Here is a 16,107-nt window from a genome sequence, read left to right on the forward strand (position 1 = left end):
CTCAAGCAGTTAACTTTGAAGTCGCTTGAGGAATAACATCACTTCGAAGTAGTGTATAGCGACTCGCACTGGCTAACGTTAAGGGCTTGGAGAACCAATACCCTTGAAAGTAGGATGCCCCCATATCTTTATATTTCTGGAACATCGCTTGGTTTTCGATGCCTTCAAATACAATATCAATATTTTTAGATCGGCATAACTGAGTAATAAACTGCAAATACTGTTCGTAAGCTACATCAGTCATAGATTTGGTCGTCATGACTCGGTCTACTTTAATTTGGCTTAATGGTAACCCTAAGAAGCTGTGTATCGAACTGAAACCGGAACCAAAGTCATCCAGTGAAAGAGCAAACCCCATACTGGCGAGTATATGAATTTGATTAAGTGCATTTTTATTGCCATCCAGCAAGACAGTTTCTGTGAGTTCCAGGACGATTGATGTAGGTTCGACAGCAGAATTTACAGCTAACGTGTAAAGATTAGAAGGGAAGTTGGTATCTAATAGCTGTAATACGGAAACGTTGACATTGACGCGAATTGTTGCGGCATGTAATTGGTTATAGCGGCTAATAAATTCACAGGCTTTACCAAAAACCAAATACCCAAGTTCATTGATTAAGCCCTTTTTTTCTGCAATTGGAATAAATTCGTCAGGATAAATTTCACCATAACCTTTGGAACGCCACCGAACTAACGCTTCGAAGCTTGCCACTTTACCATTGGTAGCATTGATTATCGGTTGGAACTTAACACTGAGAGAACGAGTGTGGAGCGCTTTCTTCAGTTCTTTTTCTATGAAGAAGAATCTATCAACACTGTGTTGGGTTTTGCCTGAGTACACTTCTATTCTTGAGCGGTTATTTTCGCCAGCAAATTGACATGTTCTGGAAGCGATACTCAAACATTCAATGGGATCTAACCCTGTATCAATGTATGGATAAACGCCGATACTGATTTTATCTCCGTATAATTTTCCATACTCAAGAGTTGATTCTGCGTATTGCTTCAATATTTTTTGGCAAAGGCGCTGAAGTTCTCCCGTGGTATAGTTGCCATAGAGTAGAACTGCAAAGTCATCTGAACGAACTCTATAGTGTTCGCAAGCATCATCCGGGAGGACGCGCAGTGCCCCAGTCAAATGCTCAATGATCTGCTGAAGAATATCGGTTCCATACTGGTTTAGGTAAGTCTTAATATCATCGATTTGAATATAGAGCAAAGTTGCATTGAGTTGTGGCGTTTTAGCAAGTGTTGAAATGTCGTGCAGCAATTTGGTTCGGTTTGATAAACCGGTAGCGTTATCAAAAAAGGCTGCTTGATGAAGGTAAGACTCCATGAGTTTTTGGTCTGAAATGTCGCGATGGCAACCAATCATAAACCTTTGACCGCATATCGTTTTGGTTGTCGCGACACCTTCCACCCAGATATATTGGCCGTTGGCTTTTCTTAGACGGTATTGTGTCACGACATCGCCGCCTTCGCTAATATGCTGATCAATTCGGTTATCTAGCAGCGCTGCATCGAGAGGGTGCACTATATCGAACCAATCAGTGAGTTCAATGGTTTTTGATTCAAACCCAAACTGGTGATAAAACTCAGGGTTATAAAACGTCATTAAGCATTGTTCGTCCATATAGAATACACCGTGTTTAAACACGTCGAAAATATGAACTAAACGTTTTAAGTACGTGTCATCAATAACGTTTTCTATCACGGACAACTTATCTTGCACAAACGACATAACCGCATACCAACTCTAACTACTGCTTTAACTATGTTGCACAACTTGAATGAAAGAAAAGATGGATTCAAAAATTGTGTAAACTCTTGTACTAGAGCAATAGAACTAAACGAAGTTTCAATCTAATGCTAAATGAATCACGGTTCAAATATTGATAATGATCATAACTGCTAATCGTGCAGTAGCGCAAACTTTGATGACAAGAATGTCCATAACTTGCGCACGTATAAAGAGAGTCAAGGCTCACTTGACTTAACACAGACAAAAAAGCGGCTAAAAAGCCGCATTAAGATGAGGTAATTTTCTTTTAGAGACTCTTACAACTATTTTTCGTTATCTTAAATCATTGTTGAACTGAAGTTTGTTCTGAGAAGGTCTTATAGGCTTTAGTTCCCCATAGTGGTACAGTTGACAAGCTGTGCTTGAAGCTACCATCAGTTTCTTTTGTTGTATATGACAAATAAAGCAGTGTTTGATTCTCAGGGTCAAAAATTCGTCTTACTTTCATGGTCTTAAAGAAGATGCTTTTAGATTGCTTGAAAACTACTTCACCAGATTTACTTTTGTCAATTGATGCGATCATCTCCGGGGTAATTTCACCTGTTTGTCGACAAGAAATAGAACTGTCACTTGGGTCTGATAGACTCAAATTCGCTTCGATAGAAGCTATATGGCAGGTTACACCTTCAATTTTATCATCATGAAGAGAGGATATTTTTACATCTTGTAAGGTAAAGATCCCCAAAGAGACATCCCCAACTTCGTTGTCTGAACAGCCCATCAACAGAACTGAAAGCCCCATTGCCAACAGTAGTTTCTTCATTTGTTTTCCTATAACGTTTGGCAAGTATTGGCAACCATCATATACCAACTTAGAAACGAATGCAGAAGCAAATGTTTGGCATTAAAGCAAGAATGATGTACAGATGAGATATCAACACTTGTTACATAGAGTATTGCTCAGTATCCTTCGCATATTCCATACGGCTTAATGTGTATTAACGTAACCACTTCAATAGAAGAAGATGTCATGACAGATAACTATCTAAACGTCGTTAAAGTGAAAAATCAGTGGCTGTTTGATCAAGTCGAGGTTGAATTCCCAACGCCAGAGAGCTTAAAAGGCAGAGAGGTTTATCAATTCCTGTGTGAAAACAACCAAGTTATGAGTTTTGAACATCATGCAGAAGTTACAATTAACGTTGATGAGATATATCTGGTCGATTTTCATCGTTTAACAGTGATGTTTTCACTATTGCAAGCTTCACGTGGGAGAAATGAACAAGAACAAAATTACCTTTTAGAGTTTTTTACTCAAATCATTTTTTCAGAACCTTGTTTTTTATACGTCGGCTTTCAGCAATCCGAGCCTGTTGCCGCAGCTCTGGTCACTCACAACGATAATACATTATTGGTTTCAGATGTTGTCGTTAAAAACTCAGCATATGCGTCGATTGACGAATTTGCTCAAGCTGTAATCCAGAAGTGGTTAATCAATAATCAATACTCGGGTTTGTTCTATATTGAGCGGTAACATAATGCGGGTACTGTGGTCGGAATATTCTGCATCGTTTTAAACAGTGACGATGCTACAAAATATGAACTTTGCTCCATAAGTGCATTTCAATTTGTTAACTGAATCATTTTTCCTGATTTTTTTGTATTTAAACTGCAAGGAAAGGAGAAAATTTATGGTTGGCAAAAAAACGAACTGCGTTATTTTCGATTGCGAAGGTACGCTAGTCGATAGTGAGCGCTTGTGTTGTGAAGCCTTAGTTCAAGTGTTTGGTGAAATTGGGGCAAAGTTATCTATTGAAGATATTATTGATAACTTTGAAGGTGGTAAGATTGCCGATATTATCCACTCAACTTTGCAGCTTGCTGAAAAATCAGCAGATGTCGATGTCTTGGAGCAGAGATATCGTGAAGTATTAGAGCCTTTGTTTTTGGAGAAGTTAACTCCGATGCGTGGTGCTATTGCTCTTTTAGATTGGTTACGAGATAGCGATACAGAATTTTGTGTCACATCAAATGCTCCCAAAGAGCGCATTGAATCGGTATTAAAATCGGCTGGTTTATATCACTATTTCGCAGGAAAAATTTTTTCTGCTTTCGAAGCCAATAGCTGGAAACCTGAGCCTGATCTCATTCGTTATTGTGCGATGAATATGGGCTTTATGCTTGACGAATGTGTTTATGTAGATGATACCAATAAAGGTATAAAAGCAGGGCTGAATGCCGGTGTGACTACTTTTCAAATTACTCCTATCACTTGGCAGAATCGAGTCTCTGATCCTAATGTAACCGTGCTCGATAGTTTAGATCAGTTAACACTGTATTTAGTTTAATCTCGCCTTTTATCGGTTGGATTAATGACGGGTATTCTCCGATACATGAATGTATGGAGTCGATACTGTACTCTCAGACAAAATTGTCTGAATGACGTTACTTAGCTCTTGGGTTTTAAATCCACATTTCCCACAAATAAATTTTTCACCGTTTTCAGATATCAGGTACTCGTCGCTTTGACAAAGCGGGCAGCATTCGATCATTTTCATCATGCCTTCTCTTTGAATAAATTTTTATCATTTTGATGTTGCTATTGTTTTATTTCTGACCAGAATAAACGGAATGACAGTCGGTGAATGTTGCAATTTCATTATTCTTTCAATTTTTGAGATTCAATTCATAAATTCATCAAGCGTTTAGGATTGATACGGATTTGAACGGTTAATAACAGTAGCGATGTTAATGCCCCTAGTGTATCGCAGAGCATGTCTTTTTGAGCATCCCAGATATCTCCCTGTGAACCCAAAAATGCGATTCCTTCGTCGCCACCAGCTAAGTCAGCGTACCACCATTCAACAATCTCGTAGCCCGCAGCGATACTCATGATACAAAACAGGGCATAGCTAATGGCTAACCATGGTTTTGCGAGTCTGTTTCGAATCAGTAGCTCAGCGATGGGATAGGCGTACAAGCCAATCGAAAAGTGGGCGACGCGATCAAAGTTATTGCGCTCAGATCCAATAAGATGATTAAACCAGTCAAATGGGACTTCGGCGAAGGTATATTTGGCTCCAATAGTATGGAGAGCTAGCCAAACAAAAAGGAGAATATATGAGGTTGTGCTCAAGGTTTGCTTGATTGAGACAAACCATACAATGCCAAGTATGAGTAACGCGGGGATGATTTCAGCTATCCAAACAGCTCGTGATGAAGGCGATATTGCCGAAAAAATAAAAATGGCAGCGTACACTACGCTTAAAAGCGATAGGCTTCTGGGTACATTCATTTTGGGTACATACATATAGAACAACGATCCATTACTCAAATTGGGTATTGGTGGAACAGCGAATGGGGATCGAACACAAACACGCCCTTATTTTTATAAGAATGTCCTTCCATGGGGCTCCGCCGAGCCATCCATGGCTCGGAGGGTTTGTTTATCGACACCCATCCACTGATCAGAAAGTTTTCCAGAACGGTATTATATCCCATTTAAAGTTTGCCATTCTGTTAGTGACAAAAAATTGAATAAAGGTCAAAGCGTTAATAGTTTCCTCCGATTCTTACTCGACAAAAAGGCACACATAGATTTGAATAATGAAAGGGAAAAATGAGAGAAACGCTATGACTGAAGCACAGCAATTGTCCGCAAGCTTTCAAAACTATGTTGAGAATCCTTTATTGTGGCCAATTTTGGAAGTGTTAAAACGCCAGCCGTCGGGGTGGAAAGTCCACAAGCTAGCTGCACATTTAAGTGAGTTGGATTTGATGCCTACATTGGACGAGGCTCCAGAAAAGGATCTGTTCAAACGTAATTTTCTTATTATGAATGCGCTATATCAATTGCAAGAGACGTTGTATCCAAAGCAATGGCTACAAGTTGAAGCTATGGACATTATTTTGATGCCGATGTTTCGTAATGCGTCTCACACGATTGATAGGGAAGATCCGCTGCGTGAGTATTATTGTCAGTGGGAACACTATGAAGCGAGTGAAGGGGAGGTGAAGCGCCTGCTCAATGAGTTTTGGACTCGTTATCGTAAGTTTGTTGGTGGAAGTAAAGACCTCAATCGTCAGCAAGCACTCAGATTGTTTGAGTTAAATGACGATGCTACGCATTTTGAAATTCGTAAAACATGGCGAAAGCTAGCACTTAGGTGGCACCCTGACCGAGATAACGGCAATGCTGACAAATTTAGAATTCTGTGCGAAGCATGGAATATCCTTCGTCAAGAGGCTTAGAAAACGTCAAAACAGAAACAGCGCGCTATTCGCGCTGTTTCTGTTTGAACTCTAATGAACTATGCGTTTTTAAACTTAGCTTTACGAAAACGATTGAGCGCTGCCATGGTATCTAGAATACGCGGTTTTGCTAAGTCACCATGGTTTGGCATTCTTTCATGCCAGTCAGTATTCAGCATTTCGACGAAATCTTTCGCTGGATTTGTTGACCATCCTGGTGTTTGCGCCAGTTGAAACCACAGCCAACCGATAGCGTTGATCTCCGATGATGACTCAATCTGCTCTAAAGCTGACAAATCAGTGAACTCTTTACCGAAACGCAGTGAATCGGTGCCTTTTGCGGATACGCGAAACTTACCTTCTGCCAGTATTGTTTGCAGAGCCATACAATTTAACGCGCGAGGAGCGATGTTTTCGAGAGGCGTTTCGCACTCGTTTTTGCGTTCAGTCGGATGAAGTGCAATAACTTGCTGAGCTTTCTCTGTCACATCAATTGGCTGGAAGTCATGCATTTGAATTACGGTATCTGCGATATCCAGATAGTCACCAGAGCCGCCCATAACCACTAAACTTGATATTCCCATTTCATCTCGTAACTGACCAATACGATCAACTAACGGTGTAATCGGTTCATCTCCTTTGCTGACCAAAGCTTGCATACGTTCGTCGCGAATCATGAAGTTTGTTGCCGACGTGTCTTCATCAATGAACAGTGTTGTCGCTCCAGCTTCAATGGATTCTTGCAGCCACGCAGCCTGAGAGGTTGAACCGGAAGCATCTTGCGTATTGAAATCGCGAGTATCTTTGCCTAGGGGCAAATGGTTAATGTAGTTTGAGAGATTAAGATTATGCACACATCGACCATCTTCTGCGCGAATTTTCATCGCATTGCAGTCAGCAACGATACCTTCGCGGCCATCACCAGGAATATGGTTGTAAATGGAACGTTCTATTGCTGTGAGCAAGGTGGATTTGCCGTGGAAACCACCGCCAACGATCAAAGTAATCCCTTTTGGGATGCCAAGCCCACGAATGTCCCCTTGATTTGGGGTGCGCAGGACAGTTTCTAGTTCTGTTGGGGACTGAAACGTAACCGCATCTTTCATCGGCAGATCACAGTTACCCGCGATCCGTGGTAACACACTGCCATTGGCAATAAAGGCAACCAAGTTATTTGCTGTCAATTGTGCACGTAAAGCTTCTTGATCTTCTACAACTTCACAATGATGGGCGAGTGCTTGCAAATCAAGTTCACGTGCATTTGTTGCTTTGCGAATGAACTTAGGCATATGGAAGGTCAAAGTATTCAATGCTTTCTTAGCCAAAATATCACGACCTTCAGCGGGTAGTGACATCCGGAAGCGTAATTCAATGCCGTGTTCGGTAAATAGTACCGCAGTGCTGTCCATCACTGTTTGCCCAGTAATATGTATTGTTACTGAGTTTTCTTGTTTGGCAAATTCTGCAAATGAGCGTGCGATAAAGTCTCGCGCAGCCATTTGATAGGCAGCAGACTTGTCTTTCAACCACGCTAATCCAGTGAGTGACCAAGCTCTGGTTGCGCGTAAGCGAGAAGCCGACGCGAATGGATCGGACTGAACATAATCGATATACAGATTGTAATCGCCGAAGTCATATTGACCTTTAATTTGCTGATAGGCGCGATAATTCTGCTTCTCGAGTTTTTTCAGTTTTGCTGTTAATACGTCCATCACGACCGCTCTTGAAATGATAAAAAGGGGGCGATTATAGGTAGCCCCGTCATGTGAGTAAAGTTATGTATTGCTTAATATACTCTTCCTACTTGAAGCTGCAGCGCTTTATTTTTGGCATGGGGACTGCGTTCGTTCACCCCAATCACGCATGGTTATCTGTGGTCATGGGGATTCACTCACTTGCCGCCTACCTGCAACTTCAAGTAGTTTGAGTATATTGGAGGGATGAAGCAAAACTGTACTCAATCTAGCAGTACAGTTTTAGTGCCTGTAGGGTATTTGTCAACATTGACGGTTTTTTTGTATGTGGCTTATAGATGGATGATTTCTTAGCCATCATGCACTGCGTTAGTTGTCTTCAATGACGAACTGCGTGAGATCGACATCTTTAGCGTAGTCGATAGCGTCGAAACCGAAGCCATTCAAGTTGAGGAACTCCTGTTTAACCCCCTGGTAATCGCCAAGCTGTTTGAAATTACCTTCATGCATCTCCGCGAGTAGAGCGGTAACTTTTGCCTGTGTATCTTGGTTGAGCTCCAAATCATCCATGCGGATCAGTCGTTCATTATCTACAGGCGTTGTAACGTTTTCGCCCGGATAGAGCTTCTCACTAAATAAACGTTGCATCTGTTCAATACAACCTTCATGAGTACCTTTCTCTTTCATCACTTGATAGAGCGCTAAGATGTATGGGCTTAAACCCGGAATAAACACACTTGCTTTAGTTACCAGCGCTTTACATACCGAAGCGTAAGCGCCACCATTGTAATTCGCCAATTTCAGATTAAGCGAGTGGCTGGTTTGGTGTAAATCTACTTTAGCGTACCCCAAGGTACCATCAAGGTAGATAGGGTGCGTAATTTCAGGACCTATGTATGAAAAGGCAACGGTTTTACAGCCTTCAGCGATAGAATCAGCATTGATCAGGGTATCAATCCAGTTTTCCCAGTCTTCGCCACCCATTACCTTGATGGTACTGGTGATTTCATCGTCTGTCGCTGGTTCAAGAGTACTGTTTACCCAGCTATCGTTCTCGAGAATGATGGTTGAACCGGAAACGGCTTCACCAATAGGTTTAATGGCTGAGCGCCAGAATTCATTACTGTCACCTTTGCGCCGCATGCCGCTGGCGATACTGTATATAATAAGATCCACTTCGCCTTCGAAGTAAGTTTCGATAGCCTCAACCACTTGTTCACGAATGTCTTTTGAAAAGACATCGCCATCAATATTTACCGCGATATTGCCATTTTTCTCCGCATGCTTTTTAAAAAAGTGGTTGTTGTAATAGCCTGCACCGCCCACTCCTTTTTCAGATGGACCTCTTTCCATAGAAACGCCGATGGTGTTTGCGTTTGCTCCGCCGAATGTTAATGCGATACGTGCAGCTAACCCAAAGCCTGATGATGATCCAAGGATCAGAACGCGTTTAGGACCGTGTTTAATGGGATTTGCTGATTTAACGTATTGAATTTGCTTTAAAATGGCTTGTTCGCAACCGAAAGGGTGGGCGGTACGTGCAACCACACCTTGTATTACGGGTTCTATGAGCATTATTGATACCTTCTGGAACTAGGGGATGTCACAATATCGTAAAGCTAAGTAAAGTTTATTGAGCTGAGGCAACTGAGTTGCATATTTTTAGTTACAACGTAGGAAATATCTCACAATAGAAGTTTTAATTGTTCCGCCATAAAATCTGCAATCCAAGGCTGTGCGTCGGGTTTAGGGTGTAGTCCATCTTGCATCATCCATTCAGGTTTAACGATGACCTGCTCTAAGAAAAATGGAAGAAGAGGAACAGATTTTTCGCTGGCAATAGTAGGATAAAGCTGCGAAAACGCTTCGCTATAACGCTTGCCATAATTTGGTGGTATGCGAATTTGCATTAGTATAACTTGGCTATTTTGTGCTTGTATGGTGTCTATCATTGTTTTTAGATTATTTTCAACCAGTTGTGGAGGGAATCCGCGCAGACCATCGTTTGCACCAAGCTCGATTAACACGGAGTCTGGTTTGTGCTGTTTCAGTAAGGAAGGTAAGCGTGATAGCCCGTTACCCGTGGTATCCCCCGAAATGCTGCCGTTAATTACTGTTACAGATTTTCCTTTGTTTTTTAAAGCATCACCAAGCAAATTAGGCCAAGCTTGCTCTATGGACATGTTATAGCCAGCGCTCAAACTATCACCTAACACTAAGAGTGTGTTACTACTAGCGTTAGCAGAGAAAAATACAACAAGAAGTAAGGAAAGTAGTCTAGTCATGCAATCATCCGTTATTTCAGCTCAATCGTTATCAAAAGTAGTCTCCACCAATCAGGAGCAATTAACAATCCTCAAAGAGGTGAATCTTGATATTTCCCAAGGCGAAAGCGTCGCTATCGTAGGAACATCCGGAGCGGGTAAATCCACGTTAATGACACTTCTTGCGGGTTTGGACACACCAACTAGCGGTGAAGTTCATCTTTTGGGTAAGCCATTAGCTGAACTTGATGACGAAGCCAGAGCTTCCATTCGCAGTCAATCCGTGGGCTTTGTATTTCAAAGTTTCTTACTCATCCCAAGCTTATCTGCATTAGAAAATGTCACTTTACCGTGTCTGTTAAAAGGTGAACCAGAAGACAAGCAACGCGCAGAAGCACTTTTGAAGTCGGTTGGTCTTGAGCATCGAATTCACCATTCACCAAGCCAGCTTTCTGGCGGGGAACAGCAACGTGTAGCGTTAGCCCGCGCTTTTATGATTGGCCCACAAGTGTTGTTTGCTGACGAACCAACGGGGAATCTCGATCAGGAAACCGCAGCAAAAGTCATTGATTTGCTCTTTGAACTCAACGCTCAACATGGAACAACATTGGTTTTGGTGACACATGACCCTGTACTTGCGGCAAGATGTCAAAGACGTTTCCATATGAAAGCGGGTATGTTGGAGGAGCGGGTATGAGCGTGGCTCCGTCATTAAATAAACGTTTATTACGCTGGAGCATTAGTGAAATTCGTCATGGGCAACTTTGGCCAATTTCTATTGCTTTAACGCTCATTATTGCTTGTGTCTTCGCATTAACGGCGTTGGCTGATCGAATGGAACAAGTGATTGTTAAGCAAGGTAAGGATGCTTTAACCGCAGACAGTGTTTTTGTTTCGGCGAACCCGTTGCCTCCGATGTTGCTCCAACTGACGCAAAGAGAAAAGCTGTCAACGTCGACAATGACTCGTTTTTCAACAATGGCATTTAGCGACAACGGCATGAAGCTTGTTACCGTTAAAGCGGTCGATAGCCAATATCCGTTGCGTGGCGACATCGAGCTATCCGACGGTCAAACCGTGACACACCAAGTAGAGCCAAACCAACTATGGCTTGATGAACGAGTTTTCAACGAGCTTAATGTTAACATAGGTGACAATGTCACTATTGGCGATGCGGATTTTGTGGTATCAGGGCGAGTATTACAAGAGCCAGGATTGAGCTTTAATCCTTTTCAACAAATGCCGTCGGTGTTTATTCATTTATCCGATGTAGAGCGTACGGGTGCGATTCAAATCGGTAGTCGAGTTCAGTATCAACTTTTTATCAATGCTGAAGACTCTACGATAGAACGATTGAAAAAAGCCGTAACACTGACCCCAAGCGAACGTTGGAGAGATCAAGACAGCGGCAGTAGAACCAATGAGGTATTTGAAAGGACACAACAATATTTGTCTCTAACGGTTGCTATTGTCATTATTATGGCCGCCACCACTTTAGTCCTGACTTGTCAGCACTATGTTTCAACTCGCCAGCGTACGATTGCGATGCTTAAAAGCCTGGGCGCCAGCAAGCAATGGGTAGGGCGATGGCTGGCTATTCAAGTTGCTTTGTTGTTAGCTTTTGCTGCAGTCAGTGGCGTTTTTATCGGCATTGGCCTGGAATATCTGCTTAGAGTTCCTTTAGTTGACCTGCTTCCTACACCTTTACCAAGTTATGGATTTAAACCTGCTCTGGTAGCACTAATTTCAAGCATATTAATCGCAGTTCCTGCTTTAGGCATTCCTCTTGGACATTTGTTAAACGTCAACGCCGCCAGTGTGATGCAAGCAAGTCAAAAGCAGAACCGAATACGCTGGAATATCGGGTTAATACTGGTGCCTTTGCTGCCAATGCTCATTGTTTATTGGCAAAACAAATTAGTTTGGATCGTGCTTGCTGGTATGTCAGTTTTGTTTCTGATTCTCGCGGTTATCAGTATTGTGGTGACACGTTCATTAGCGAGATTGTCACTCAATACTTCGATGAAACTGGCGCTGAGCCGAATTAATCGTTCATCAGTTGCAACCGGTATTCAGTTTGGTGCTTTGTCTCTTTCATTAATGTTGCTAGCTGTCATGTGGTTAGTCCGCACCGATTTACTTTCAGACTGGCAGAAAACGCTGCCTGCCAATGCTGCTAATGCGTTCGCATTCAATATCGCAACATATGAAAAAGAGGCCTATCTAGACAGGTTAGACAAGTCGAATATTGAGCGTTCAGAAGCTTACCCAATCATTCGAGGACGTTTGACACAGATAAACGATATAGACGCCAAAACTTATGCTCATGGAGAGGAAAGCAGTGATGCATTAAGGCGAGAACTTAACTTTACATGGAGTGACACTTTACCCACTTACAATGAGTTAATTGTTGGTCAGTGGACGGACTCTAAGAGCGTCTCTGTTGAACAAGGTGTTGCTGAAGATCTTGGTTTGAAAATTGGCGATAAATTAACTTTTGTTATCAACAGCCAATCTATTGATGCGACGATAAATACGATACGCTATGTAGAGTGGCGAGCAATGAAACCTAACTTTTATTTTATTTTCACCCCGGATTTACTGAAAGATATTCCGAGTTCTTGGTTGGTCAGCTTTAGAATCGAATCCCAGCATGAAGGTGTGCTTAGTGAGTTGTCTCGCAATCATCCAACGGTCAGTTTGATGGATATTCGAGCCATGGGGGCGAAAATTCAAGATCTGCTTACTCAAATCGTCTGGTCGATAACGGTTCTTGCCTTAATGGGCGTAGTTGCTGGGATACTCCTGATTTTTACGCTATTGCGTTTAAGTTTGAGCCAGCGTCAACAAGAGATTCGGCTTTATAGAACGTTAGGAGCAAGCCGTCGCAGAGTCACACAGACGATTTGGTCAGAATTTGGTTTAATGGCTCTGATCGCTGGTATTATTGCCGCTCTCAGCGCTGACGTGGTTGTTGCCAGTGTGATGAAATTTGGTTTTCAATTGTCACCGTCGCTGCATTTGAATATGTGGTTAGTGCTTCCAATCATCACTTTTTGCACATTAGCCGCTGTCGTGAATAGTTTGATTAAACGTTTGTTAGTTCCTATAAACAAAGCATTTAATTAGGTGTTCCTTGAGTAAGTGAAAGAGTTATCCACAAAAACGGTGGATAAATACTGGGATAACTCAGATCACCATTGATGAGGATTTCACTGTTAGCCCTGTAGAACCTTCGGCTGTCGAGAATTCTTTATGCACAAGGCTATAAATTCATCAACCCTAGGTTCTTGAGTCAAGCGATTTATTTCAAATTTTTATGTTGCAACTTTCTTTTAGTCGGACTATAGCCGCGTAAAAAATGTGATTTTAATAACACTCTATTCGTTTTAGAATGGGTTTAGTTTGCATGACTATCGGTAGCGAAATGTCTCAGAATACTCAGAATTTTCAGTCACCTCGTATTGCCATCATTGGCGGTGGTGTTGCTGGTGCCACTGCTGCGATTCACTTAGGGGAATTGGGTGTTAATGTACAGTTGTTGGAAAAAGGACCGAGTCTGGTTAATGGTCCACCCATTTGTCACTTACATGCTGGTGGCAACTTATACAGAGAAATTTCAGAACAGCAATGTGTTGAGCTATTGCGTCAGTCAGTTGAAACGATTCGCCTGTTTCCGCACACTTTAAACAAACGACCAACAGTGATCGCTATTCCTGATACCGATTCTGGCGACCCACAAGATATCATTCCACGTTTGAATAAAATTCAGGCTTGTTATCAACAACTGGTTGATGAAGACGCTCGAAATCAAATTATGGATGAACCATCGAAATATTATTCGCTTTACCAACGAGATCAGTTGGAGCAGTTGCTTCATCAGTCCCAACCCACAGAACCGTTAAGTGATGAAGATTGGTTAATCCCATTCGCTAAATATACTAATTTACATGCTATTAAATACCCTGTGGTCGTGGTGCAAGAATATGGGTGGAGCGTTTTCCGACTTGCTGCCAGTGCAGAATTGGCGTTGAACGCGATGAACAACTGCCAGGTGAGGACTCATGCTACTTTAGTCAATGCTGAGTACTTAGATCACCACTGGTTACTTACTTACGTGGATATTGATGGCATGCAGCATCAAGTCGAAGCTGATTATCTCATTAATGCGTGTGGTTACGAAACGGGTAAAGTCGATGACATGGCTCACTATCAACGCAAGCGTATGGTTGAGTTTAAAGCGGCTTATGTCACTCATTGGCCGCTATGTCAACATGAATGGCCAGAAGTCGTTTTTCATGGAGAGCGTGGCACTCCAAATGGTATGGCTCAGTTAACACCTTACGCTGACGGTGTTTTCCAATTACATGGCATGACGGAAGATATTACGTTATTTAAAGATGGGTTAGTCACATCAGTAGATAACTCTTCGCAACCTGTTCTGCCAAAGTACCTTGAGCAAAAAATACTTCAGGGGTGGAAGAGTGATGTTCTTAATGAACGGACACAAATGGCTATCGCTCATGTCAGTCAATTTATGCCTGAGTTTGCGGGGGCAGAAGTTGGCGGAAAGCCTTTATACGGCGCACAACAAATTCCCGGCAATGATGCGACGTTGCGTGCCGCAGATGTATCATTTGAAGATAATCACTACGCTCGTCTGGAAGTTGTCAAAGGCTCATCGGCTTTAGAAGCAGTAAGAAAGATAGTTTCGACTTGGGAACTAGACAGCCAGAACACCGGCGCTTCAATTGAAGAGCAACATCCGATCAGTATGTCGCTTAGTGCAAGCGATATCGAGGTTAGAGCGAAGCAATTGGCTGATGAGCGTGGTTATCCACAAGCATTAGCCAAATTTGTTGGCATGAAGTAATACCGTTTTAGAAAAATTTCTAATCCGTGAATGGGCACCGATGTTCAATCTGATTAACCATCTAACTGAGCGCGAATTTTTGCGATAAGTTCAATCGCTGCATCGTTGTCACCATGGACACAAATGGTGTCTGCCTCTATTGCGATGACTGTGCCATCAGCAGTGGTTACTTTACCGTATTCTGCTATTTGCTTAATTTGACTTAAAATCGCATCTTCACAAGTTAAGACCGCGTTAGGCATGGAGCGCGGCGTTAGTTGACCGTTGGATAAATACGTTCGGTCCGCGAATGCTTCAAACAGTAAGGGAACATCATAATTATCTGCGATATCTAAATAACGTTGATTGTTACCTGAAGCCAATATCATCAGTGGAATGTTGAAACAGGATACGGCATCCGCCACCGCTCTAAACACATCTTCATTCGCCATCATATCGTTATACAAAGCACCGTGCGGCTTCACATAGCTGACTTCAGTATTTTTACTTTCACACAAGGCTTTGAGAGCCCCGATCTGGTAAATCAGAATTTCACAGATCTCTTCTTCCGAAAAAGAGAGCGAACGTCGTCCAAACCCTTGTAAATCCGGGTAACCGGGATGAGCACCTATCTGAACATCATGTTGGATAGCGTAATCGATAGTGCGGCTCATGACATGTGGATCTGACGCATGAAAGCCGCAGGCGATATTTGCCATATCAACCCATGGCATCACCAATTCGTCGTTACCCATACGCCAACAACCATAACTTTCGCCCATGTCGCAGTTGAGAGTGATAGTCCGTTTTTTCACCTGAGTCATCGTTCCTTAGTATTTAAGCTATTACAACATACAGAATTTATTATAAATAAACAGCGATAACGCTCATCGTTTATTGCATGATTTTGATGCTTGTTTGGCTAAAAACTGAGCATTTTTGAAAATAATTAAGCAAAATATTCAATGCAAACAATATATTCAATACAAGCAATATATCCAATATAAACAATATAGTATCAATGTTGTCGCAACTATTGGCGTATACTTGATGTAGCGCGTCGCGAAATGTGAACACGCAAACCCTAGTAAAATGAACATCATATCAATTGTTCAAAATACTAGGGTTTATTTATTTTTATAGCTGTATTTAAAGTTGATTTGAAGGTAGATTAAATCTGTTTTGAAATTGACACGTCACAGCGTTTTGAGTGATATGTCACATTTCCTTTAAAGTTATCACTTACTTTTACGTGGCACCCATCCTGGGTTCAATCTGAGCCAATAATCGCATCTTGTTCACCAT

The 16,107-nt window shown here is 42.0% G+C and carries 13 protein-coding genes; 6 read left to right on the plus strand and 7 right to left on the minus strand.

What is annotated here, in order from left to right; genetic code table 11:
* Position 1: 1 nt before the first annotated feature.
* On the minus strand, positions 2-1,741 hold the full coding sequence (locus ACK5MF_RS12280) for an EAL domain-containing protein (protein WP_416922614.1): 1,740 nt from the start codon (positions 1,739-1,741) through the stop codon (positions 2-4).
* Between the two features lie 343 nt (positions 1,742-2,084).
* The gene (locus ACK5MF_RS12285) at positions 2,085-2,564 is read right to left on the minus strand and encodes a CreA family protein (RefSeq protein ID WP_416922616.1); all 480 of its coding nucleotides are present in this window, start codon (positions 2,562-2,564) and stop codon (positions 2,085-2,087) included.
* Positions 2,565-2,771: 207 nt separating this feature from the next.
* Here ACK5MF_RS12285 and ACK5MF_RS12290 point away from each other — a divergent pair, with 207 nt between their 5' ends.
* Both ACK5MF_RS12290 and ACK5MF_RS12295 read left to right on the plus strand, forming a co-directional pair.
* A complete protein-coding gene (locus ACK5MF_RS12290) occupies positions 2,772-3,275 on the plus strand; it encodes a hypothetical protein (RefSeq protein ID WP_416922618.1) in 504 nt (167 codons plus the stop codon).
* A 157-nt stretch (positions 3,276-3,432) separates the two neighbouring features.
* Positions 3,433-4,089: an HAD family hydrolase gene (locus ACK5MF_RS12295; protein WP_416922620.1), complete on the plus strand. Its 657-nt coding sequence runs from the start codon at positions 3,433-3,435 to the stop codon at positions 4,087-4,089.
* Between the two features lie 338 nt (positions 4,090-4,427).
* On the opposite strand, the gene ACK5MF_RS12300 is transcribed toward ACK5MF_RS12295, so the two are convergent.
* Positions 4,428-5,036 (minus strand): DUF2238 domain-containing protein, encoded by a 609-nt coding sequence (locus tag ACK5MF_RS12300; RefSeq protein WP_416922622.1) that lies wholly within the window; start codon positions 5,034-5,036, stop codon positions 4,428-4,430.
* Between the two features lie 338 nt (positions 5,037-5,374).
* On the opposite strand from ACK5MF_RS12300, the gene ACK5MF_RS12305 reads away from it, so the two are divergent.
* Positions 5,375-5,992, plus strand: a complete 618-nt coding sequence (locus tag ACK5MF_RS12305; RefSeq protein ID WP_416922625.1) for a DNA-J related domain-containing protein — start codon at positions 5,375-5,377, stop codon at positions 5,990-5,992.
* Positions 5,993-6,051: 59 nt separating this feature from the next.
* Here ACK5MF_RS12305 and ACK5MF_RS12310 read toward each other — a convergent pair whose 3' ends face one another.
* The 3 genes from ACK5MF_RS12310 to tesA form a co-directional block, all read right to left on the minus strand.
* Positions 6,052-7,704 carry a P-loop domain-containing protein gene (locus tag ACK5MF_RS12310; RefSeq protein ID WP_416922627.1) on the minus strand — a complete coding sequence of 551 codons (1,653 nt, stop codon included), beginning with the start codon at positions 7,702-7,704 and terminating at the stop codon, positions 6,052-6,054.
* Between the two features lie 351 nt (positions 7,705-8,055).
* Positions 8,056-9,261 (minus strand): enoyl-ACP reductase FabV, encoded by a 1,206-nt coding sequence (fabV, locus tag ACK5MF_RS12315; protein ID WP_416922629.1) that lies wholly within the window; start codon positions 9,259-9,261, stop codon positions 8,056-8,058.
* 110 nt (positions 9,262-9,371) lie between these two features.
* Entirely contained in the window at positions 9,372-9,971 is a 600-nt protein-coding gene (gene tesA / locus ACK5MF_RS12320; protein ID WP_416922631.1) for a multifunctional acyl-CoA thioesterase I/protease I/lysophospholipase L1, read from the minus strand.
* Here tesA and ACK5MF_RS12325 point away from each other — a divergent pair.
* From ACK5MF_RS12325 to ACK5MF_RS12335, 3 genes are all read left to right on the plus strand, one after another.
* Positions 9,970-10,647: an ABC transporter ATP-binding protein gene (locus tag ACK5MF_RS12325; RefSeq protein ID WP_416922633.1), complete on the plus strand. Its 678-nt coding sequence runs from the start codon at positions 9,970-9,972 to the stop codon at positions 10,645-10,647. The two genes, tesA and ACK5MF_RS12325, sit on opposite strands and share 2 nt — an antisense overlap.
* On the plus strand, positions 10,644-13,079 hold the full coding sequence (locus ACK5MF_RS12330) for an ABC transporter permease (RefSeq protein ID WP_416922635.1): 2,436 nt from the start codon (positions 10,644-10,646) through the stop codon (positions 13,077-13,079). Before ACK5MF_RS12325 ends, ACK5MF_RS12330 begins: the two co-directional genes overlap by 4 nt.
* Positions 13,080-13,359: 280 nt before the next feature.
* The gene (locus tag ACK5MF_RS12335; RefSeq protein ID WP_416922637.1) at positions 13,360-14,823 is read left to right on the plus strand and encodes an FAD-dependent oxidoreductase; all 1,464 of its coding nucleotides are present in this window, start codon (positions 13,360-13,362) and stop codon (positions 14,821-14,823) included.
* A gap of 53 nt (positions 14,824-14,876) precedes the next feature.
* Here ACK5MF_RS12335 and ACK5MF_RS12340 read toward each other — a convergent pair whose 3' ends face one another.
* Complete coding sequence (locus tag ACK5MF_RS12340) at positions 14,877-15,617, minus strand: 5-oxoprolinase subunit PxpA (RefSeq protein ID WP_416922639.1); 741 nt, start codon at positions 15,615-15,617, stop codon at positions 14,877-14,879.
* Positions 15,618-16,107: the final 490 nt, after the last annotated feature.

This window comes from Vibrio sp., assembly GCF_047973365.1.
Taxonomy (GTDB): Bacteria; Pseudomonadota; Gammaproteobacteria; order Enterobacterales; family Vibrionaceae; genus Vibrio.

Coding starts and splice junctions, on each gene's coding strand:
- ACK5MF_RS12280 (WP_416922614.1), bottom strand. CDS start 1,741: ATGTCGTTTGTGCAAGATAAGTTGTCCGTGATAGAAAACGTTATTGAT.
- ACK5MF_RS12285 (WP_416922616.1), bottom strand. CDS start 2,564: ATGAAGAAACTACTGTTGGCAATGGGGCTTTCAGTTCTGTTGATGGGC.
- ACK5MF_RS12290 (WP_416922618.1), top strand. CDS start 2,772: ATGACAGATAACTATCTAAACGTCGTTAAAGTGAAAAATCAGTGGCTG.
- ACK5MF_RS12295 (WP_416922620.1), top strand. CDS start 3,433: ATGGTTGGCAAAAAAACGAACTGCGTTATTTTCGATTGCGAAGGTACG.
- ACK5MF_RS12300 (WP_416922622.1), bottom strand. CDS start 5,036: ATGAATGTACCCAGAAGCCTATCGCTTTTAAGCGTAGTGTACGCTGCC.
- ACK5MF_RS12305 (WP_416922625.1), top strand. CDS start 5,375: ATGACTGAAGCACAGCAATTGTCCGCAAGCTTTCAAAACTATGTTGAG.
- ACK5MF_RS12310 (WP_416922627.1), bottom strand. CDS start 7,704: ATGGACGTATTAACAGCAAAACTGAAAAAACTCGAGAAGCAGAATTAT.
- fabV (WP_416922629.1), bottom strand. CDS start 9,261: ATGCTCATAGAACCCGTAATACAAGGTGTGGTTGCACGTACCGCCCAC.
- ACK5MF_RS12325 (WP_416922633.1), top strand. CDS start 9,970: ATGCAATCATCCGTTATTTCAGCTCAATCGTTATCAAAAGTAGTCTCC.
- tesA (WP_416922631.1), bottom strand. CDS start 9,971: ATGACTAGACTACTTTCCTTACTTCTTGTTGTATTTTTCTCTGCTAAC.
- ACK5MF_RS12330 (WP_416922635.1), top strand. CDS start 10,644: ATGAGCGTGGCTCCGTCATTAAATAAACGTTTATTACGCTGGAGCATT.
- ACK5MF_RS12335 (WP_416922637.1), top strand. CDS start 13,360: ATGACTATCGGTAGCGAAATGTCTCAGAATACTCAGAATTTTCAGTCA.